Here is a 20,430-nt window from a genome sequence, read left to right as displayed (position 1 = left end):
CATGACCGCCCCCAAAACTCTGCTTGAATTGTCCGGCGCCGATCTCACTCCGCCCGGGCTCGGCGATTTCTGCCTCGTGCTGATCGACATCCAGAACGAATATTGCGCCGGCCCGCTTGCCTTGCCGGATGCGGAGCCCGCGATCGCCGCCGCCGCGCGCCTGCTCGCCCGCGCGAGGGCGAGCGGCGCTGCGATCTTCCATATCGCGCACAAGGGACGTGCCGGCAGCCTGTTCGACCGCGAGGCCGCGCGCGGTGCGATCGTCAGGCACCTGGCGCCGCTCGCCAGCGAAGCTGTAATCGAAAAGGCGCTGCCGAACGCTTTTGCCGGCACCGACCTGCAGGTCCGGCTGGCCGCAACCGGACGCACGAACATCGTGCTGGCCGGTTTCATGACCCATATGTGCATCAGCTCGACCGCCCGCGCCGCGCTCGACCTCGGCCTGCGCACGACGATCGCAGCCGATGCCTGTGCGACACGCGATCTTCCCGACGGCCGCGGCGGAGCGCTCTCCGCGAAGACCATTCACGAGGTCGCCCTGGCCGAATTGTCGGACCGGTTTGCGATCATCGCGCAAACCGAGACGTTGACCTGAAGGAGTGTGGGCGATGCTGCAACTCTACTTCTCCCCCATGGCCTGCTCGCTTGCGAGCCGCATCGCGCTGATGGAAGCGGGCCTCGAGGCCCGCTATCATCCGGTCCATCTCCAGACCAAGCAGGTCGTGGACGACGGCAGCGACTTCCTCGGCGTTTCCCCAAAGGGCGCGGTGCCGGTCCTGGTGCTGGAGAATGGCGAGCGGCTGACCGAAAGCGCGGCGGTGCTGCAATACATCGCCGATCTGAAGCCGCAGGTGGGCCTTGCACCCGCGTTCGGCGATCCCGACCGCTATCGGCTCCAGGAATGGCTGAGCTTCATCGGGGCCGAGATCCACAAGGCGTTCCTGTTTCCGACCTTCTGGTACAAGGACGACGCCTCGCTTGCCAAGCCGCGTACAAGGATAGCGCAGAGCTTATCGATCCCTGCCACGCATCTGGCGGACCGCGAATTCCTCGTCGGCAACAGCTTCACCGTGGCAGATGCCCACCTCACCTGGGCTTTGCTGCTGCTCCGTCCCGCAGGCGTCGACATCGCGCAATGGCCATCGTTATCGGCCTATCTCGCGCGCATGCAGGCCCGGCCCACCGTGCGGGATGCGATTGCGACCGAAATGGCGGTGCGCAAGACGATGGCGGCGAGCCCGGCGTGACAGGATGTCACGGCCGCGAAACCTGAGCGTTGTCTCCGGCAGGGCATTGATGTCGGCGCGGCATGCGCTAATCTGGAGGGATATTTTTCGACATTTCCTTGGAAGGCATTCATGCGTGCTCTTTCCAGTTTTTGCCTCGCCAAACTTTGCGTCGCCCTCTTCGCCTGGTGGCTATGCCCCGAGCCTGCATCGGCGGAAACGCGGGTCGCGCTGGTGATCGGCAACGGCGCCTATGCCAGTACGGCGCAGCTTCCCAATCCGGCTCACGATGCCGAAGACGTCGCCGCTTCGCTCAAGCGCAGCGGCTTCGAGGTGCTCCAGGGCATCGACCTGCGCCAGGCCGACATGCAGGACCTCACCATCCGCTTCGCGCGCGCCGCGAGCAAAGCCGACGTCGCCATGTTCTATTACAGCGGCCATGCGATGCAGTACAACGGCGTGAACTATCTGATGCCTGTCGACGCCGTGCTGAGCGACGAAGCCGACCTGAAGCGCTTCGTGCGGGTCGACGATATCGTGAACGACCTGCAGCAGGCCAAGAACCTGCGCATCCTCATCCTGGATTCCTGCCGCGACAATCCGCTGGCCGAAAGCTTGAAACGCTCCGCCGGCCTGACGCGCGGCGCCTCGATCGGTCGAGGCCTGTCGAAAGTCGAAGCACCGCGCGGCACGATCGTGTCGTTCTCAACCCAGTCCGGGCAGACCGCGGCCGATGGCAGCGGCCGCAACAGCCCCTACACGACGGCGTTCCTGAAGCACATCGAGGAGCCGCAGGAGATCGGCGAAGTCTTTCGCGACATCAGCAGCGACGTCTACGATTCCAGTGGCAGGACCCAGCTCCCGGAGCTGTCGCTGTCGATCATCGGCAAGTTCTATCTGAACGGGCCGGTGTCGGTCACGGTGGCCCCGGCCGCGCCGCAAGCCGCACCTCGGCCTGATCCTTGCGCCGCCGCAGAAGCGCACTGGAAGGCCGCGGACGGCATCGGCACGCTCGGTGCTTTCGAGGATCACCTCGCGAGATTTCCGAATTGCATCTTCGCCACGCTCGCCAAAGCTCGGATCGAGGGCCTGAAGCAGAAGGTGGCGCTCGCGCCGGCAACCGGCAACGCCCGTACCGCGAAGGACTTCGACGGCAATTGGGACGTGACGTTGAACTGCCCGCCTACCGGCAAGGCGCAGGGCTTCACCCGGGCTCTGTCTGCCACGGTTGCGAACGGCGTGTTTCACGCTGACGCTCAGAGCCAGGGCGCCGTCAATCGCCTGGAGATCGATGGCCAGATCCCCGCGGACGGCAAGACCACTTTGAGCGCGCGCGGAACGACGGGGGCGAGCACCTATACCCTCAACAATCTCGCGCCCGGCTCGCCCTACGCCTTTACGGTCGATGCGCAGTTCGATCGCACCCGAGGCACCGGCAAGCGCAACGAGGCGCGCGCCTGCGGCCTGGTCTTCGTCAAGCGCTGATCGTGCAAAAAGCGGTGAGGCGCATTGCGCCTCACTCCACCCGCGCCAGCACCGCGAGTTTGCGGATGCCCTTGTTGCGGTAGGCGTCTAGGAACGCGTAATAATCCTTGAAGGACACGCAGCCGTTGGAATCGCCATTCGGCCCGAGCATGAAGGTGTGCGCGAGCAGGCCGTCGCGGCCGTAGATCGCGCTCTCACCGCCAATCGGGGTCAGGCGCAGCGCCGGAACGCCGTGGAACAGCGCTTCGCGCGGCTTCAGGTCGTAGATGTGCGGCGGCGTCACGCCACGCATGCGGATGCGCGAGGAACGGGGATCGTCGAGATTGGAGCCGAGGCCGGAATGTGCCTCGAGCTTGGTGCCGTCAGGCAGATACACCGTCTTCGCGCTGATGTCGTAAACCGCGGTGGAGCGGTCGTAGGGCGCCGAACCGCCGAGCATGGGATTCTGCTCCTTCGGCGCGATGGAAGCGGTCACGCTGGCGTCGGCCGAGGCATAGGCGAGCAGTCCGCCGGAGGGCTCACGCTTGCCCCAGAGCTTTTCCACCATCGACTGACGCGGCCCGGTGATCGACATCACTGCAGCCTTGGCGCGATCGGCGATCGATTTTGGCTTCGCCTCAGGCGCCGGCACGATCTCGGCCGGATCTGCCGAGGCAAGCTGCACCGGCGCGTCGGCGCCGCGCTTGGACTTCGCAGCGTCAGCGATCTTGGCGGGACTTGGCTTCAGGACCTCCGCGACCCTCGCGATCACGCTCGGCTTCGGCGCGTCCTTGGCTTCCGCGATCTTGGCTGCGGGCGCGGCGCTCGCCGCATTCGATGTCACGCCTTGGGTCGCAGCCGCGGCAAAGCGATCGTTGAACATCTCGCGTGAGATCGGCGCTGCCACCTGCAACCGGTCGGGCAAGAGCGCAAAGGCTTCCTTGACGGCCTCACCGGCCTCGCGCAGCGCGACCCTGGGCGCGCGCTTGATCACGGGCTCGTCGTAGCCGCTGCTGCCGACCGTCGGATAGACGCTGGCGGCAAAGATGTTGCTGTAGATGGTCCAGCCGGCGCCAAGCACGACGCAGCCGATCGCGGCGGCGCCAAGCACGTTTTGCGTGGTCATTTTCCGGGAAGGCTTCCGATAAGAAGTGCTCGAGAATCCTTTGGACTTTCGTGCCGCGATGCCTTGCGCAGCGATACTCGTACTCATTCGCCTTGCGTCCAGAACGGTGTCACTCAGTCCCCCTTCGAAGCGCCGCTGGTCACGATCCGGGAACAGCATCTCGCAGAGGGTCGGAGCGTCATTAAGGCCACTTTTAGTTAAATGCGGATTAAGTTCGGGCGGATGTGGGGCAACCCGTTCGGGTCGTCCCATTTTGGGAAAAAGCCCGCAGGACTACGGACTTAGGCGCGTCTGTTAACTATAATTCTTGGCCGGATCGCTGCGGTCGGCGAACGTCTTTGGCCGCCTCTCTAGACGCACCAACCAAGTCGTTTTCGTGGTCTTCAATACCCGGACGTTAGCGGGGAATCATTGCGCGAGGCTGGTGTGCAATAGCCCGCTTCCACCTCTCGTGGCACGCCGCTTACGCATCGCACAGGGCCCTCGCACGGCACGGCGCCCTGACCGAAAGTTGATCGAGCCGGTCTGGCAAAGCCGGTGCCGAGAAAATAGCTGCGATGTCGGCACTTTTCAGCAGCCTCTGCGTGTGATACGGTACCGTATCAACATCGCTTTGAACTGTGCCTGGCACGCAAACGGAGGCTGGCATGAGAGAGTTCGCGCGCGCGGGGTTTTTCGCTCTGGCGGGGTCGCTTCTGTTGACCGGACATGCGATTGCCCAGCCCGCTGCCAATGTTGGCTGCACGGCATCGCCATCCGCTGCCGGTACGCAGACCTGGCGCTGCGATAACGGCATCACCATCGTTGCGGAAAACGGCGCCAGATTTGAACTTAAGGACGCCAACCGCGACGGACATATAGACTCGGTGGAGTTGAGCAGCAAAGCGCTGCTGGTCGAGGTGCCCAGGAAGCCCGGCGGCAATCCCTTCAAGGTGCTGACGCCGCAAGCGATCGCCGCGGTGCGCGGCACGAAATGGGCGGTCGATGTCGCAGAGGCCAAGACCTCCGTCTTCGTGGCTGACGGTCGTGTCGGCGTGAGCCGCAGGAGCGGCGGGCGCGGCGTGGTACTAGGCCGCGGCGAAGGCGTCGACGTGGAAGCGACAGGCCCGTTGACGGTGAAGACATGGGGTCAGCCGCGCGTCGACGCGTTGATGACAAGACTAGGTCAATAGACTAGGCCGATAAGTTCGGGTCACCGTGGCTCGGCCAACAGCATTTGGACGATAGAGAGAATTGCAACACGACCACATGAGTAGCCGACGCGTTCAGATCCTCGTGGCACTCGTCCTCACCGCGCTGTGGGGCGCGAGCATCTATGCCGGCCATGCCAACGGTCATCTGCGCTTTCTCGATCGCCTCGAGGCGACGCTGACGGATTGGCGGACGCAGGTCCGCGGCGTGCGGGTTCCGCCCGATCTCGTCACCATCGTCGCGATCGACGACACCGTCGTGAAGCGCGGCGGCAGCTATCCGCTGCCGCGCGCCGATCTCGCCCGCGTCGTGGACACCATCGTGCAGTTCAAGCCGAAGGTCGTCGCGATCGACCTGCTGCTGGTCGACCGCAGCGCTGCGATCGGCGACGCTACGCTGGCAAATACGCTGGCTACGGGTCCCATCGTCCTTGCCGCCGCAGCGATTTTCCCGTCCGCCAGCGAGACCGTGGAGACCAGCGGCCAAGGCCCCCTCGCCGCCCTGCCGCAGGCCGAGCGCTTCCTGCTGCCTCTGCCGGCGTTCGCCGATCATGCCGAGGTCGGCGTCGTCAACGTTGCGACCGGACAATCGGGCTCGCCGCTCTCGGTGCCGATGCTGTTCCGGACGAGCGACAAGGTCGAGCTGTCCTTTCCGTTGCGGGTCGCGGCGCGCGCGCTCGACAGGTCTCTGACGATCGCGCCGGACCATCTGATGCTCGGCGACCGCGCGGTGCCGACCGATACCGATTTCGCGCTGCCGATCACCTATTACGGCCCGCGCCGGACCATCCGCACCGTCAGCGCACAGAGCATCTTCGACGGCACGTTAAGTCGCGCGGCGATCGAGAACCGGATCGTCGTGATCGGGGCCTCGGTCGCCGGCGGCGGTGATTTCTACCCAACGCCGTTCGATTCCCTGATGCCCGGCGTCGAAGTGGTCTCCACCGCGATCACCCATCTCGTCGCCGGCGACAGCATCGTGCGCGACCGCAAGGTCCACATCGCCGACGCGCTCATCGCGATCCTGTTGCCGATGCTGCTGGTAGGCCTGCTCGCCTGGCGGCGCAGCGCGCTTGGCATCGTCACCGCGGCCGCGGTGATGATCGCCTGGGCCGGCTTCAATCTGTTCGCGTTCACGCACGGCGCCTGGCTGAACGCCGCGACCACGCTCGCCGCAGCAGTGCCGCCGGTTGCGGTCTTTGCCGGCGTGCAATTGTGGGCGGGAGGCCGCCGCACGCAATATTTCGCAGCCAAGAGCCGGTCGCTCGCGCAATTCCAGGCGCCGGCCGTGCAGGAGTGGTTGGCGCGCGATCCGAATTTCCTGTCGACACCCGTCCGGCAGGACGCAGCAATGGTCTTCATCGATCTCTCCAGCTTCACGGCGTTGAGCGAGCGGATTGATCCAAGCGAGCTCCAGGACATTCTAAAGGCGTTTCACGCGCTGATCGAGAAGACCGCGATCGATTGCGGCGGCATGATCAGCGGCTTTCTCGGCGACGGCGCCATGATCCTGTTCGGCCTGCCCGGCGCAATGCCCGACGACGCCGCACGCGCGCTGAAATGCGCGATCGACCTGCACCGCGGCGTTGAACGCTGGATCGCATCGTTGCCGCCCGCGATCAGGAATCAGCTCGGCTTCAAGATCGGCGCGCATTTCGGCCCGATCGTCGCCTCCCGCCTCGGCGAAAGTCATCAGCACATCACGGCGACAGGCGACACCGTCAACGTGGCGAGCCGGTTGATGGAGGTCGCCGCCCAGAACGGCGCGCGGCTCGCGCTCAGCGATACGCTGCTGGATGCGGCCGACTTTCAGGGCGGTCCCGACGGCGTTCTGTCGGGCCCCCTGCTCACGCAGGTCCGCGGCCGCTCCGGCGTCGTGACCGTCTGGTTCTGGCGCGACCAGGACAGGCCGAACCAGGCCGCGACCAAGGCCGAGATGATCGACTGAACCTTCGTCGTCGTTCCGAGGAAGAGCTACCGCGCTTCCGGCGGTGGCGAGCGGTCCAGGACGTCGCCCTTGGCGCCTTCGAGCAGATCCATGCTGTAAGTCTCGATCACGAGCGGGCCGCGCTTGCGCTGCAATTGCGCGACCTGCGTCACCTTCCCAAAGAGGTCGTGGACGGCGGGATGGCCGTCAGAGCGCAGCTCGTCGACATAGATCAGCTTGCCCGCAAGCAGCTTTGGATCCGGCTCGGGCATGTTGGCCCAGCGGATGCGCTGGTTCTGCTGCGCCACGCAGCTGCCGCGCGGCAGATAGAAGGCGAGCCAGCCTGTCGTGCCGTAGTCCGGCGCAAGCACGCAGGTCGCGCCATTGCGGACGCGCACCGCTTCGATTTCGGCAGCGAGCTCGCGCCAGCCGACGCCGACGCTGCGCACGGTCGCATCGCGGCGATAGCCGGACAGCCAGCCAGTATTGGCCTGCACGATCAGCGCGGCAAACATCACGATGCCGGTGGGTGCGGCCCAGCGCAGGCAGAAATCCGCGAGGCGCCGCTGGCGCGGCTTCCACTGCACGAGATTGGCGGCGGCGGCCGCGGCGACGACGAAAGGCGGATAGACCGGCGCGAACCAGTTGGCCTCGACGCGGGCATGCAGCGAATGCCAGACGAAATAGGCGACGATGGTCCAGAACATCGTCTCGATCAGCACGCGCGAGGCCAGCGCGCCGGCCCGGCGCCAGGTCAGCGCGTGCAGCCCCATCGCGCCGAGGATGAACACCAGCGGGGTTGCGAACGCGATCTGGGTCGGGATCAGTTCGGCAATGAAGACCGGACGAAAATCCTCGATCCTGGCGCGCCCGAGCTGCTTGGCGAACGAGACCCATTGATGATCGGCATTCCAGAGGATCACCGGCGAGAACAGCGCGAGCGCAACGAAACCGCCGAGATACGGCCAGGGCGAGAGAAACCAGTGCCGCAGTTTCGGCACGGCCGCGATCCAGATCAGGATCGCCAGCCCGAAGAACATAGCGGTGTATTTCGACAGGAGCGCCGCGCCGACGGCTGCGCCGACCGCGAGCCACCAGACGCCGCGGCCGCTCTCCAGCACCTTGGCGAGAAAGAACAGCACGAAGCTGGAGGCAACCAGAAGCGGCGCATCGGGCGTGACGATCAGCGTGCCGACCGAGGCCAGCAGCGTCACGTTGAGCAGGATGGCGCTGGTCGCCGCTACCCGCGCACCGCCGAACAGGATCGCAGCGGAGCGATAGATCGCGTAACTCATCGGCAGCGCGAGCAGGATCGAGACCAGGCGGACGCCGAGTTCGGTGTCGCCGGCGATGAGGGTGCCGGCGCGGATGACGTAGGCAACCATCGGCGGGTGGTCGTAATATCCCCCGGCGAGGTTCTGCGACCACATCCAGTAATAGGCTTCGTCGAAGGTGATCGGCGTGACGGCGGCCGCGACGAGCCGCAAGCCGACCAGCGCAATGATTACCAACGCCGTATTGCGGACGATCCGCGCGTCAGTCCCGCCCATCGTGAGCTATTTCTTGCGCCAGACGAACAGTCCGGACATCGCGTAGTTCCACACCACGCCCATCAGCGCCCCGGCCGCACCGGCAAGCCACCAGATCGGCTCCTGGTCGTAGACCGAAAAGGCGACGCCGACATTGGCGAGCAGGCCGACGCTGCACACGATGTAGAACGCGATCAGCCCGCGCAGCAGTGCAAAGCCCTTCAGCCGCTGGTCGCGATAGGTGAGGAAGTTGTTGAGAACGAAATTGCTGGTCATCGCGACGATGGCGCCGGAGGCCTGCGCTTCCGCGAACGGCTCCTTGAACAGCTCGAGCGATATGAACAGGGTGGTGAGATGCACCACGAGGCCGATCCCGCCGACCATCGCGAACAGCAGGAAACGTAACGAGACAGCATCGTTGGTGAACTTCGCCAGCACCAGGCCGAGAAAATCCAGCGCGACCATCGAATCGAGCTTGCTTTCGCCGTGCTGGCGCTCGCCGAACGTGTAGGGAATTTCGATGGCGCGCAAGGTGCCGTTGGCGCTGGCGACGAGGTCGAGCAGGATCTTGAAGCCGTGCACGGAAAGTTTCGGCGCCAGCTGCTCGAAGCGGTCGCGGCGAACCATGAAGAAGCCGCTCATGGGATCGGCGATCTCGACCCGCAGCGCTTTCCTGGCGAGTTCCGTTGCCAGCGCGCTGGCGCCGGCGCGCTGCTTGTTGAAGCCTTCGCTCTTGTAGCCCTCGATGTAGCGGCTGCCGACCACGAGTTCGGCCTGCCCGCTCGCGAGCAGCGACAGCATCTTCGGCAGTTGCGTCTCGTCGTGCTGAAGATCGGCGTCGATCACGGCCGCATAGGGCGCGCTGGAAGCCAGGATGCCCTCGATGCAGGCCCCCGACAGGCCGCGGCGGCCAATACGGCGGACACAGCGCACGCGGCTGTCGCGCTGTGCCAGCGCGCGCACGACATCCCAGGTGCCATCAGGCGAATTATCGTCGACGAACACGACCTCCCAGGCGATGCCGGCCAGCACGGCCTCCAGCCGCCGGTACAGCACCGTGACATTGTCGCGCTCGTTGAAGGTCGGGACGACGACCGACAATTCCGGCGCCGGCGAAGCCGCCTGTGGGGTATCGGAGCCCGGTCTGATCGCTTGATTCATGACGGCAGCGTATATCCGCCGCGTCCTGTGCTGCCAAGAACTTGTGCTGCCAAGAACTTGCGCTGGCAAGCCGGGGTTTCTCTGGGGGGCGGCCCAAAAGGGGCCCTAAAATGCCAACGACCCCGGAACGGCGGGCGGCGCGTACATCCGGCGCAGCCTGTGCTATTCCAAGGTCGTTCCAGCGCCGGAGTTTTCGCTCAACGTCGCCGTTAGAAGCTAAATAGGAACGACAAAGCCGCTTTGCAAGGAGCGAAAGAGGCCCTTTTTCATGCCCTTACTGGTTGGGGACTTCCTTGATCACCGGCCCTCGCGGCACGGGCGCGGCAGGGGCCGCCGGCGCCGTAATGGCGGCCGGATCGGCCTTCGCAGGCTTGGGCGGCTTGCCGTACTGGCCGATCGGCCCGAAGACGACGGCGACCGCAAGCACGATCGCCGCGACGATCGCGCCCAAAATGCCCCCCACCGACTCAGACGACATGGAAACCCATTCCTGTTCCAGATGCGCCCAGTGATACCATGGATGAGCGCGCTGCCGGAAGGGCTTGCCGGACGCACGGGTCGATGGGCTATTTCTGCGGCGGCTTGTGCTTGACGAAGGCCGTCACGATGTCCTTCTGCGCCGCCTCCACCGCTCTGTTCGCGGTCGCGAGATGAGCGCCGGCATCGATACCCGGATATTGCGTGGTGAGATAATCGAGCAGTGCCACCCGGTAGTATTGTCGCTCTGACGGACAGGCTCCGGCGACGGAGCGGCCAAAGTCCTGTTCCGACAGGCCCTGATTGCCGTCGCGCGAATATTCCCGCGCCAGGCAATGCCAATAATCGTCGCGGCCCTGCATGGCGAGCTTCTGCGCACCCTTGGCATCGTCATCGTCGGCCATGACTGAAGATATCATGGCAGCAGATGTCATCATGACGAGCGCCGCTCCCACCACCAGCATCCGCATCTTGTTCTCCTTTTTTCGCAGATCCCGTCGCGAGCTTAGACGGGACGTCGCAACTGGCCAATCACAACTGGTTTGATTAGGATGGAGGCCCTCCTCCCGCATCCGAGATCCTCCCGTGGCCAAAGCAAAAACCGCGTCTAAAAAATCCGGCAACATCTACATCGGCATCGGCGGCTGGACCTTCGAACCATGGCGTGGGGTGTTCTATCCGGAGAAGCTCACGCAAGCCAAGGAGCTGTCCTACGCCGCCTCGAAGCTGACCTCGATCGAGATCAACGGCACCTATTACGGCTCGCAGAAACCGGAGAGCTTTCGCAAATGGGCGAGCGAGGTGCCTGATGGCTTCGTGTTCTCGGTCAAGGGGCCGCGATTCGCCACCAACCGGCGCGTGCTGGCCGAGGCCGGCGATTCCATCAAGCGTTTCTATGATTCCGGCGTGCTGGAACTCGGCCATCATCTTGGGCCGGTGCTGTGGCAGTTCGCGCCGACCAAAAAATTCGACGGCGCCGATTTCGGCAAGTTCCTCGAGCTGTTGCCACGCAAGCTCGAGGGACGCGCGCTGCGCCATGTCGTCGAGGTCCGTCACGACAGTTTCTGCACGCCGGATTTCGTCGCGCTGATCCGCGAATTCGAGACGCCTGTCGTGTTCGCCGAGCACGGCAAATATCCGGCGATTGCCGACGTCGCCGGCGATTTCGTCTATGCCCGGCTTCAGAAAGGCAATGACGAGATCAAGACCTGCTATCCGCCGAAGCAACTCGATGCCTGGGCCAGGCGTTTTCAGGACTGGGCCGAGGGAAGCGAACCCGACGACCTGCCGAAGGTCGACAAGTCCAAGCCGAAGAAGGAGCCGCGCGACGTGTTCGCCTATGTCATCCACGAAGGCAAGGTGCGCGCGCCGGCCGGCGCCATGGAACTGATCGCGCGGGTGAGCTGAGGTGTTTCGCTAAAGGTCTGTCATGGCAAAGCTGAAAAAACTTTTCACCATCGGCTATGAGCAGACGCCGCCGAAGGCCGTACTGGACGAGCTGGAGCAATCCGGAGTCAAGCTGGTCGTCGATGTGCGCGCGGTGACGTCGTCGCGCCGGCCCGGCTTTTCCAAGAAGCAGTTGTCCGCGGGCCTCGACGAACGCGGCATCGCCTATGTCCACCTCGCCGCGCTCGGAACGCCGAAGGAAGGCCGCCTCGCCGCCCGCAGCGGGCAATACGATGTGCTGGAGAAGATTTTCTCAAAGCACCTGAAGACGCCGGAGGCCCGGGAGCAGATGGACGAGCTCTCCGCGTTGGTGAAGAAAGCAGGTCCGGTCTGTCTGCTTTGCTATGAACGCGATCACACCCACTGCCATCGCCAGATGATCGCTGAGATCATCGAGGAGCGTAACGGCGTGACGGTGAAGAATTTGGCGGGACGGCAGATCTAACCTCCGCCCGTCATTCCGGGGCGCGCCTCTTGGCGCGAGCCCGGAATCCATCGGGCCGCAGAGTTGGTGGATGAATGGATTCCGGGCTCGCGCCACGCGCGCCCCGGAATGACCATTACCCCTCCCCCGCGAGCCTGAACGTTCCTTCCATCATCTGCACGCAGCACCCGCCGACATGGGCTGAGACGATCTTGCCGTCCTGCTTGCGCACGCGCGTCAGCAGGAGGCTCGGCCGACCCATGTCAAAGCCCTGGCCGACCGTGAGCTTCAATTCGCCATCTCGCGTGGCATCGAGCTCGGCAAACAGCGCGGCGGCTGCAACCGTGGCGCTGCCGGTGGCGGGATCCTCGGTGAGGCCGCTGGCGCCGCGCATGAACATGCGCGCCTGCCGTTCGCACGGCGCCTCCGCCGCGGGCACGTCGCGTGTATAGAACCACACCGAGCGGGCGTCGTCGCGCGGCAAGACCCTGCCGAACGCGGCCGCGTCGGGCCTGGCCCGTTTCAGCGCATCGCGCGAATGCACCTCCGCCACCAGGAACGGCGTTCCGACGCCGACGACCTGCGGCGCGTGGTGATCGATCCTGATGTCATCAGCGGTCAAGGAGATGCAGGCCGCAACGTCAGCGGCGGAAACCTGCGCCAATCGCGACAGCGGCTGCGGCGCGGTGAGTTCGGTGCTGATGACCCTTCCCTGCTCCCGAAAAATATCGACCGGCACCACCCCCGCCTTCTCCTCGAACAAAAGGCGCGGCTTCGGCTCTTTCGCGAGGCTCGCCAGCACGAAGGAGGTGCCGATATTGGGATGGCCGGCGAACGGCATTTCCCTCACCGGTGTGAAGATGCGCACCTCGGCGTCGTTGCCCCTGTCGCGCGGCGGCAGCACGAAGGTGGTCTCCGAATAGTTGAACTCGGTCGCGATCGCCTGCATCTGCTGTGTGGAGAGCCCGCCGGCATCGAGCACCACGGCGAGCTGGTTGCCGCCGAAGGCGCGGTCGGTGAACACGTCGATGGTGATGTAGCGGCGCTGCATCTTTCGCTTCCTCTTCACGCAAGCGCAGCCGCGGTCGGCTGCATCGCCGGCACTCTACAAGCCGGCGACATCGCCCGTCATGCCCAAAATAGAGTGCAATCGGAGCAATCGCGGAAGACGGATCAAAAGCGGCAGAGCGAACGTGGCGATGCTAGCACTTGCGCGCGTTCACTCTGATCGACGATCAGCCCATCGATAAATCGCAGGTTCTTCGCGTAGCTTTGCGCCTTCTCGAACTGCGTGTGCGGCCAGTCGCTGCCCCAGAGCAGTCGATCAAGGCCGTACGCGTTGCGCAGCAGCGGGTAGGCCGTCTTCGCAAAATCTTCGCCGGCCGCGCCGTTGCGATACGGCGCCGAATCTACTCGGCTACCTCCAGCGCGAGATCCCGCGGAGTCCGCCATCAGCGTTCGCAACGCCGGGCTGGCGGACTTCACCGGCCCGGCTTCGTCTCTGCAGCGAGTTAGTACGCGGACGCCGTATTGGGGAGGCAAGGCGGCTGCGTGTAAGGCGCAGAGGCATACGCGCCTGCTGCGGGAGCCCTGACGCAGTCGGTCGCCACGTGAGTTGCGGCGCGGCGCGGCACGCTGTCCCGCGCCGATGCGGCCTGGCTTTGGGTGACAGCAGCGGCGATCAGGGCGGCTGCAACAAGGATCGATCGAGTCATTGGCTTTCTCCGGGTGACAAAGGGAAGCTGAGATTTTCGGCTTCCACCGTGCAAGACCCAAAAGCTACCAAGGATATTTCATCACGCGCCTTCAACGAAACGCGAGCCGCTTCAACGAAACGCGACTCACAAGTGAAGGCGCAGGAGGCGGCCCTCACCCCAGTTGAAACACCGCCACCTTCTGCTCGTAGCCGCGCACCTCGACCTCGCCGAGCGAGACCGCATCGTCGCCGTCGGCGCCCAGCGCGTCGCGGACAGACGCGGAGATCAGGAGCTGCGAGCCGAACTCCTTGTTGAGCGCCTCTAGCCGTGAGGCGAAGTTCACGGTGTCGCCGATCACAGTGTACTCCTTGCGCCGGGGCGAGCCGATATTGCCGGCGACGACCTCGCCGAAATGGATGCCGATGCCGATCTTGAGTGGCCAGCTCGTCTGCGCGTTGATGCGCTCCATCGCGGTCAGCATCTCGCGGCCCGCGGCGACTGCGCGATGCGCGGCGTCGGAGGCCTCGAGCGGCGCACCGAACAGGGCGAGAAAGCCGTCGCCCAGAAACTTGTTCACGATGCCACCCTCGCGGTCGAGAATGTCGACCAGCACGGCGAAGGCGCCGTCGAGCCGGTCGACCACCTCCTGGGGAGTACGCGACTGCGCGCCGGCGGTGAAGCCGCGGAAGTCGACGAACATCACGGCGACTCGGCGGAGGTCGCCGGCGGCACCCGTCCCCTCCGTCATCAGCCGCTCCACAACCTGCGGCGAGACGTGCTGGCCGAACAGGTTGGTCACCCGGTCGCGCGCAGTGGCTGCCGCAATGCTCGCCGCAAATTGCCGCCGCAATCGCGCGCCGACGGCGCCCGCCAGCACGCCGCAAATCAGGATGATGGTGCTGCGGACCGCGTGAAAGTAGATCAGGGGTTCACCGGACTCGCTGACCGAGTTGTAATACAGCGCGACAGCCAGGAGTTCGGCTGCGGCCACAAATCCCGTGAAGGTGGACAGCCAGAAATCAAGCCGCAGCGTCGAAAGAATGATGAAGATGAAATAGGCCAGTGGCAGCACGAACCCGAGCGCCTGGCTCGCGCCCATGCTGTGAATCTGCAGGATCAGGATGATCGTTGGCAGCGACGTTTCGATTGTTGCGCCGATATAGCGCCTTATCACCGGAAGGTCGCGATCGAGCTTGAGGTATCGCCTGATCTGGCTGTGGACCCAGACTTCGAAGAGGACGAAGCCTGCCAAGAGACCGTATTCGCGGACCAGGCCCTCCGTCCCGCGCCAGACCCGGTTCACGATGGCGGGGTCGATCAGATAGGTTGCGGTGAGAAACAGGATCATGACGCAGCCCGTGATGATCAACGCCCTCACCCGCAACAGCTCGGTCCGCAGCACCTCCCGCGTCAGCTCGCGCTCGAAGTCTTCGGACATCACGGCATGCTGCCGGGCCTTCCTGCTCGCAAAGCTGACCATTCCGCCCCCTTGATTCCAGGGGCATCTTGCCTCAATCCAGCGTGCGGCGGAAGCGCGTCACGGCGATGGTCATGGCGAGCAGCATCAGCACCGCCAGCGCCAACGCGTCGAAACGCAAATTTTGCATGCTCGCGCCCTTCAGCATGATGGCGCGGACGATGCGCAAATAATGCGTCAGCGGCAGGCACTCACCGACATATTGCGCCCAGGCCGGCATCCCGGCAAACGGGAACATGAAGCCGGACAGCAAGATGCTCGGCAGGAAGAACATCATCGACATCTGCATCGCCTGGAGCTGGTTCTGCACCAGCGTCGAGATCGTATACCCGATCGCCAGATTGGTCGTGATGAACAGCGTCGAAAGCAGCGCCAGCAGGAACAGATTGCCGAGCACGGGCACGCCGAACAGGCCGACGCCGATGCCGATGATGAGGAACGCCTGCACGAACCCGACCAGCACGTAGGGAATGATCTTGCCGAACATCACCTCGACCGGCCTGATCGGCATCGACAGCAGAGCCTCCATGGTACCGCGCTCGACTTCCCGCGTGACCGAAAGCGCGGTGAAGATCAGCATGGTCATGGTGAGGATGGTACCGACCAAGCCCGGCACGATGTTGAGGCTCGACGCGGCGGCGGGGTTGTAGCGGGCGTGCGCGCGGATCTCGAACGGCATCTCCGGGGGATCTCCGATGTAGAGATCGTGCTTGAGCGCGGTCTGCACGACCATGCCGAGCGAGCCGATCGCCGCGCTCGCCGCCACTGGATCGGTGGCGTCGGCCGCGACCAGCAGCGCCGGCTTATCGCCGCGCCGCACCGCCCGCTCGAAGCCGCGCGGGATCTCGACCCCGAACAGAACCTTGCCGGATTTCAGGAGATTATCGAAATCCTCGACGTCGTGGACTTCATAGAGGAAGCGGAAATAGGCGGTGTTCTCCAGCGCCTTCAGGATCGAGCGTGCGAGATCGGAATCCTCCTGAAGCAGCACCGCGCTCGGCAGATTGTGCGGCGTGGTGTTGATGGCGTAGCCGAACAAGAGCAGCTGCATCACCGGCAGCATCACGATCATCGCAAATGACACACGGTCCCGCTTGAGCTGGATGAACTCCTTGATCAGCATCGCATAGGAGCGCCTCCAGAAGCCGAAGCGCTCCCGGATCGCGTGCTGGGGTTCGTGACGATCGACCGCGCTCATTGGAAATTGTCCTTGGAACGACTCATCAATTCGATGAACACGTCTTCCAGTGACGGCGATGATTTGTGCCAGTGCAGTCCGCTTTTTTCGCGCCACGGCGCGATGCTGGCTTCGAGCGCGGCGACGTCGCGGCCGGAGACGTGCAGCGACGTGCCGAACGGCGCCACCATGTCGATTCCCGGCTTGCCGGTGAGCGCAGCCGTGAGCTCGTTCAGGTCCTCGCCCGTCACGGTGTAGGTCGTCAGCGCGGATTTCGCGATCACCTCGTCCACGGTGCCGTGCACGAGCAGATGGCCATAGGCGATATAAGCGATCTCGTGACAGCGCTCGGCCTCGTCCATGTAGTGGGTCGAGACCAGCACGGTGAGACCGTCGGCCGCGAGTGCATGAATCTCGTTCCAGAAATCGCGCCGCGCTTTTGGATCGACGCCGGCGGTCGGCTCGTCAAGCAGCAGCAGCTTCGGACTGGGCAATGTGCAGGCACCTAGCGCCAGCCGCTGCTTCCAGCCGCCGGAGAGTTCGCCGGCGAGCTGTTCCTCGCGCCCCGAGAGCCCGATCCGCTTGATCATGTCGCGCGCGGCGCCGCGTGCATCGCGAAGGCCGTACAGCCGCGCGACGAATTCGAGGTTTTCGCGGACAGAGAGATCCTGATAGAGGCTGAACCGCTGGGTCATGTAGCCGACCTGGCGCTTGATCTTTTCGGCATCGCGCCTGATGTCGTAGCCGAGGCAGGTGCCCTCGCCGCTGTCGGGCGTGAGCAGGCCGCAGAGGATGCGGATGGTCGTCGTTTTGCCCGAGCCGTTCGGGCCGAGGAAGCCGTAGATCGAACCGCGCTTCACCTGCATCGACAAATCGTGCACGACCTCGCGGCCGCCGAACGACTTGGTCAGGCCCTTGACGTCGATCGCGATGCCATTGCCGCCGTTCATCGCTTGTCCGCCACCGGAGTCTTTGGATTGAGATGGACGTCGATGGGTTGTCCGACACGCAGCGCATCGGGGCGCGATGGCCGCGCCTGGATCAGATAGACGAGCTTGTTGCGCTCCTCGAGGCTGTAGATGACGGGCGGTGTGTATTCGGCCGAAGTTGCGATGAAATAGATCTTCGCGGTGAGATCGGCGGCGCAATTGTCGCATGCGATCCGCACGGTATCGCCGATCGCAAGCTTCGGCAGCTCGGTCTCCGGCACGAAGAAGCGCAGCTTCATGTTGCCGGGCGGCATGATCGAGAGCACCGGCCGCTGCGCCGCCACCATCTCGCCTTCGCGAAAATAGATCTGCTGGATGGTGCCGGCCACGGGCGCAAAGCCCTTGCGCCGCGCCATCCGCGTCTCCGAGGTCGCCACCCGCGCCTCAGCAACGCGCAGGGCGGAGACGGCCGAGTCGAGATTGGCTTGCGTGCCCGAGCCGGTTTTGCTCAGCGAGGCCGCGCGGTCATAGGTCTGCTGCGCATTGGCAAGTGTCGCCTTGTTCTGGTTGAGATCGGCAAGCTGGAGATCGTCGTCGACGGAATAGAGGTGATCGCCGACCTTGACCTCGTCGCCCTCGCGGACGTTGAGCTTGATCACGCGGCCCGCCTCGTCCGGACTGACGAAGATCATGTCGGCCTCGACCCAGCCCTGGAAGCCGGGCTCACGCTTGTCCTTGCACCCGGCAAGCCCGGTCGCGAGGACCAGAACCGCGATCGAACAGAGGCGCGGCAAAAACTGGATCGCGCTTGGCGGCAGCCACGGTCGTCGATCCCTCACCCTGAGGAGCCGCGAAGCGGCGTCTCGAAGGGCGAAGGGCCAAAGCCGGGCCTTCATCCTTCGGGACGCGCATGCCGCGCTCCTCAGGATGAGGTGAGGGATGTTTTGGGACGACCTCATGTCGTGCTCCGTTCGCCAAAAATCAAATCGAGATGGACGCGCAGCATGTCCTGCGCGTCGAGCGGCGCGTGCCGTGCAAACAGGCTCTGCCAGATCACCGCGATCATCGCGGGGGCGACCAGGATCTGCGGGTAATGCGCCAGGTTCTTCTGGCGGATCTCGCCGCGGACGATGCCGAGCTCGATCAGGGAGCGCATGGCGGCGATGCCGCGAGAAACCACCTCGCGGTAGTAGAAATCAGCCACGGAGGGAAACCGCGGCCCCTCGGCCACGATCAGACGCACGAGGTCGCCGCGTCTGGTGCCGATCACCTCCTTCAGGAAGTTGCTGGCAAACGTCTCGACGAGATCGCGCACCGAGCCCGCGGGCGGCGGCAATGCCGTCAACCGCGTCACGACAGGCACGATCACCGTCCGCACCAGCTCCTCGAACATCGATTCCTTGTCCTTGAAGTGCAGGTAGATGGTGCCCTTGGCGACACCCGCGCGCTTGGCGATGTCGTCGAGCCGCGTGGCGGCAAAGCCGCGCGCGATGAATTCCTCCATCGCGGCGTCCACGATCGCCGCACGCCGTTCCGCCGCACGCGTGGCGCGGCTCGACGCGGGCACCGCATCGTTGCCAGCGTGCGCAGAGTCCTTTGCGTTGGCGCGAACTGCGGGCGGCGTGGCGGCTTTGGTGGGCTTTCTGGCCATCTACACGATATGACTGACCGGTCAGTCATAGTCAAGACAACACGGCAGACCCAATCTGACCAACAAATTAGTCTTGACTAATTCATTAGCATGCACTAATCTAACACTCATGATTGAAGCCGCCCCAAATCCCATGACCACCGTGATGCGCGCCCTTGCCGATCCGACCCGCCGCGCCGTGTTCGAGCGCGTGTTCGAGAGCAAGGAGATCAGCGTCGCCGAGCTCACGCGGGGAAGCGGCGTGACGCAAGGCGCGATCTCGCAACATTTGAAGTCCCTCAAGCAGGCCGGCCTCGTCGCCGAGCGTGCCGAGGGCCGCAACGTCTATTACCGTGCCGCGCCGCAAGGCCTCGAACCGCTGGTCTCCTGGATGGACCATTACGGCGTGTTCTGGCGCGAGCGCTTCCAGAACCTGCGTGACCTCTTGAAGGAGATCGATCCGTGAGTGCTGCCGAATTGAAAGCCGAAATAAAGGACATCGTCATCGACGAGGTGCTCCCACACGCGCCGGAGACGATCTGGAAGGCGCTGACCAGCGCCCAACTGATCGCGCGCTGGCTGATGCCGCCGAGCGGTTTCGAGGCTGTCGAAGGCAACACCTTCACCTATCAGACCACGCCGGGCGGCGCCTGGGATGGCGTCATCCATTGCCGCGTCCTTGAAGTCATGCCGAACCGGCGCCTCGTCTACGCCTGGAAGGGCGGGAATGAGCGCAACACCGGCTACGGTGCGCCGCTCGACACTGTCGTGACGTGGTCCCTCACCCCGGTCGAGGCCGGCACGCGGATCCGCCTGGTCCATGCGGGCTTCGTCATACCCAGGAACGAATCCGCCTACACGGGCATGAGCGGCGGCTGGAAGAAGGTCGTCCGCCAGCTCGACGAGATCAGCGGCGAAGACAGGTAAGGAGTTATCGCAATGACCAAACCGTTTACCGGCGGCTGCGCCTGCGGCGCAATCCGCTATTCGATCGCCAGTGAGCCCCTGTTCAGCAATCACTGCCAATGCCGGGACTGCCAGCGCGAAAGCGGCAGCGGCCACGGCTCGTACATGACGTTCGCGCGCGCCGGCGTCACCGTGACGGGCGAAGCGAAGCATTGGGACATGGTTGGCGACAGCGGCCATTTGAAGACGCGCGGTTTCTGCGCCCAGTGCGGCTTGCCTGTTTACCTGACCTTCGCGGCCATGCCCGACATCTTCACCATCCGCGCCGCAAGCCTCGACGAACCCGCCCGCTACGAGCCGCAAGTGGTGACTTATGCCGCGCGCGGACATGCCTGGGATCGCCTCGATCCCGACCTGCCGAAGTTCGCAGGCATGCCGCTGGGGGGATAGCTGCCGCGCAAACGGTGCGCTCCCTCCCCCCGCTTGCGGGGGAGGGTTGGGGAGAGGGTGCCACCGCAACGGGACAATCCCCAAGCGGAGAGAGCCCTCACCCGCGCCTTTGGCGCGACCTCTCCCGCTTGCGAGGGCTTTGCTTAATTGGCCGAGCGGGAGTGAGGCTCGATATGGGGTATTTTTTTGTGCGG

The 20,430-nt window shown here is 64.5% G+C and carries 22 protein-coding genes; 10 read left to right on the top strand and 12 right to left on the bottom strand.

The features are described from left to right. Window position 1 precedes the first annotated feature (1 nt). The 3 genes from AC0L30_RS36130 to AC0L30_RS36120 all read left to right on the top strand — a co-directional run bounded on the left by AC0L30_RS36130 (window position 2) and on the right by AC0L30_RS36120 (window position 2,711). Window positions 2-595, top strand: a complete 594-nt coding sequence (locus AC0L30_RS36130; protein ID WP_473406304.1) for a cysteine hydrolase family protein — start codon at window positions 2-4, stop codon at window positions 593-595. 13 nt (window positions 596-608) lie between these two features. After that, entirely contained in the window at window positions 609-1,247 is a 639-nt protein-coding gene (locus AC0L30_RS36125; protein ID WP_007602471.1) for a glutathione binding-like protein, read from the top strand. 111 nt (window positions 1,248-1,358) lie between these two features. Further along, complete coding sequence (locus tag AC0L30_RS36120; RefSeq protein WP_473406303.1) at window positions 1,359-2,711, top strand: caspase family protein; 1,353 nt, start codon at window positions 1,359-1,361, stop codon at window positions 2,709-2,711. A 31-nt stretch (window positions 2,712-2,742) separates the two neighbouring features. Here AC0L30_RS36120 and AC0L30_RS36115 read toward each other — a convergent pair whose 3' ends face one another. Then, entirely contained in the window at window positions 2,743-3,816 is a 1,074-nt protein-coding gene (locus AC0L30_RS36115; protein WP_219684951.1) for a DUF2778 domain-containing protein, read from the bottom strand. Between the two features lie 647 nt (window positions 3,817-4,463). On the opposite strand from AC0L30_RS36115, the gene AC0L30_RS36110 reads away from it, so the two are divergent. Together AC0L30_RS36110 and AC0L30_RS36105 are read left to right on the top strand one after the other, a co-directional pair. Next, the gene (locus AC0L30_RS36110) at window positions 4,464-4,988 is read left to right on the top strand and encodes a FecR domain-containing protein (RefSeq protein WP_354159023.1); all 525 of its coding nucleotides are present in this window, start codon (window positions 4,464-4,466) and stop codon (window positions 4,986-4,988) included. Window positions 4,989-5,064: 76 nt separating this feature from the next. Beyond that, window positions 5,065-6,954 (top strand): CHASE2 domain-containing protein, encoded by a 1,890-nt coding sequence (locus tag AC0L30_RS36105; RefSeq protein ID WP_473406302.1) that lies wholly within the window; start codon window positions 5,065-5,067, stop codon window positions 6,952-6,954. A 26-nt stretch (window positions 6,955-6,980) separates the two neighbouring features. On the opposite strand, the gene AC0L30_RS36100 is transcribed toward AC0L30_RS36105, so the two are convergent. The 4 genes from AC0L30_RS36100 to AC0L30_RS36085 all read right to left on the bottom strand — a co-directional run bounded on the left by AC0L30_RS36100 (window position 6,981) and on the right by AC0L30_RS36085 (window position 10,570). Next, the gene (locus AC0L30_RS36100; protein ID WP_007602466.1) at window positions 6,981-8,483 is read right to left on the bottom strand and encodes a glycosyltransferase family 39 protein; all 1,503 of its coding nucleotides are present in this window, start codon (window positions 8,481-8,483) and stop codon (window positions 6,981-6,983) included. A 6-nt stretch (window positions 8,484-8,489) separates the two neighbouring features. Beyond that, window positions 8,490-9,623, bottom strand: a complete 1,134-nt coding sequence (locus AC0L30_RS36095; protein ID WP_007602465.1) for a glycosyltransferase family 2 protein — start codon at window positions 9,621-9,623, stop codon at window positions 8,490-8,492. Between the two features lie 274 nt (window positions 9,624-9,897). After that, a complete protein-coding gene (locus tag AC0L30_RS36090) occupies window positions 9,898-10,101 on the bottom strand; it encodes a hypothetical protein (RefSeq protein ID WP_007602463.1) in 204 nt (67 codons plus the stop codon). Window positions 10,102-10,189: 88 nt separating this feature from the next. Continuing rightward, window positions 10,190-10,570: a hypothetical protein gene (locus AC0L30_RS36085; protein ID WP_007602461.1), complete on the bottom strand. Its 381-nt coding sequence runs from the start codon at window positions 10,568-10,570 to the stop codon at window positions 10,190-10,192. 115 nt (window positions 10,571-10,685) lie between these two features. Here AC0L30_RS36085 and AC0L30_RS36080 point away from each other — a divergent pair, with 115 nt between their 5' ends. Further along, window positions 10,686-11,507 (top strand): DUF72 domain-containing protein, encoded by an 822-nt coding sequence (locus AC0L30_RS36080; RefSeq protein ID WP_219684948.1) that lies wholly within the window; start codon window positions 10,686-10,688, stop codon window positions 11,505-11,507. 22 nt (window positions 11,508-11,529) lie between these two features. Continuing rightward, window positions 11,530-11,991 (top strand): DUF488 domain-containing protein, encoded by a 462-nt coding sequence (locus tag AC0L30_RS36075; protein ID WP_007602457.1) that lies wholly within the window; start codon window positions 11,530-11,532, stop codon window positions 11,989-11,991. Between the two features lie 115 nt (window positions 11,992-12,106). Here AC0L30_RS36075 and AC0L30_RS36070 read toward each other — a convergent pair whose 3' ends face one another. The 7 genes from AC0L30_RS36070 to AC0L30_RS36040 form a co-directional block, all read right to left on the bottom strand. Further along, a complete protein-coding gene (locus tag AC0L30_RS36070) occupies window positions 12,107-13,021 on the bottom strand; it encodes a PhzF family phenazine biosynthesis protein (RefSeq protein WP_007602456.1) in 915 nt (304 codons plus the stop codon). 122 nt (window positions 13,022-13,143) lie between these two features. Beyond that, window positions 13,144-13,455, bottom strand: a complete 312-nt coding sequence (locus AC0L30_RS36065; protein ID WP_245286040.1) for an amidohydrolase family protein — start codon at window positions 13,453-13,455, stop codon at window positions 13,144-13,146. A 384-nt stretch (window positions 13,456-13,839) separates the two neighbouring features. Continuing rightward, window positions 13,840-15,147, bottom strand: coding sequence for an adenylate/guanylate cyclase domain-containing protein (locus tag AC0L30_RS36060; RefSeq protein WP_007602452.1), 1,308 nt, complete (start codon window positions 15,145-15,147; stop codon window positions 13,840-13,842). Window positions 15,148-15,178: 31 nt separating this feature from the next. Further along, complete coding sequence (locus AC0L30_RS36055) at window positions 15,179-16,342, bottom strand: ABC transporter permease (RefSeq protein WP_007602451.1); 1,164 nt, start codon at window positions 16,340-16,342, stop codon at window positions 15,179-15,181. After that, window positions 16,339-17,271, bottom strand: coding sequence for an ABC transporter ATP-binding protein (locus AC0L30_RS36050; protein ID WP_007602449.1), 933 nt, complete (start codon window positions 17,269-17,271; stop codon window positions 16,339-16,341). The genes AC0L30_RS36055 and AC0L30_RS36050 overlap by 4 nt, the downstream gene beginning before the upstream one ends. Further along, window positions 17,268-18,209 carry an HlyD family secretion protein gene (locus AC0L30_RS36045; protein WP_007602447.1) on the bottom strand — a complete coding sequence of 314 codons (942 nt, stop codon included), beginning with the start codon at window positions 18,207-18,209 and terminating at the stop codon, window positions 17,268-17,270. Before AC0L30_RS36045 ends, AC0L30_RS36050 begins: the two co-directional genes overlap by 4 nt. After that, window positions 18,206-18,901, bottom strand: a complete 696-nt coding sequence (locus AC0L30_RS36040; protein WP_473406301.1) for a TetR/AcrR family transcriptional regulator — start codon at window positions 18,899-18,901, stop codon at window positions 18,206-18,208. The genes AC0L30_RS36045 and AC0L30_RS36040 overlap by 4 nt, the downstream gene beginning before the upstream one ends. A 109-nt stretch (window positions 18,902-19,010) precedes the next feature. Between AC0L30_RS36040 and AC0L30_RS36035 the strand changes: the two genes are divergently transcribed. From AC0L30_RS36035 to AC0L30_RS36025, 3 genes are read left to right on the top strand one after another with little or no spacing between them, the layout of a single operon-like run. Continuing rightward, window positions 19,011-19,346 carry an ArsR/SmtB family transcription factor gene (locus tag AC0L30_RS36035; RefSeq protein WP_007602444.1) on the top strand — a complete coding sequence of 112 codons (336 nt, stop codon included), beginning with the start codon at window positions 19,011-19,013 and terminating at the stop codon, window positions 19,344-19,346. After that, window positions 19,343-19,807 carry an SRPBCC family protein gene (locus tag AC0L30_RS36030; protein WP_007602441.1) on the top strand — a complete coding sequence of 155 codons (465 nt, stop codon included), beginning with the start codon at window positions 19,343-19,345 and terminating at the stop codon, window positions 19,805-19,807. Before AC0L30_RS36035 ends, AC0L30_RS36030 begins: the two co-directional genes overlap by 4 nt. A 12-nt stretch (window positions 19,808-19,819) precedes the next feature. Continuing rightward, on the top strand, window positions 19,820-20,236 hold the full coding sequence (locus AC0L30_RS36025) for a GFA family protein (RefSeq protein WP_354128099.1): 417 nt from the start codon (window positions 19,820-19,822) through the stop codon (window positions 20,234-20,236). The last annotated feature ends 194 nt before the right edge of the window (window positions 20,237-20,430 follow it).

Source organism: Bradyrhizobium sp. MI1.11 (assembly GCF_055811255.1).
This window is presented reverse-complemented; position numbering and strand designations above follow the sequence as displayed.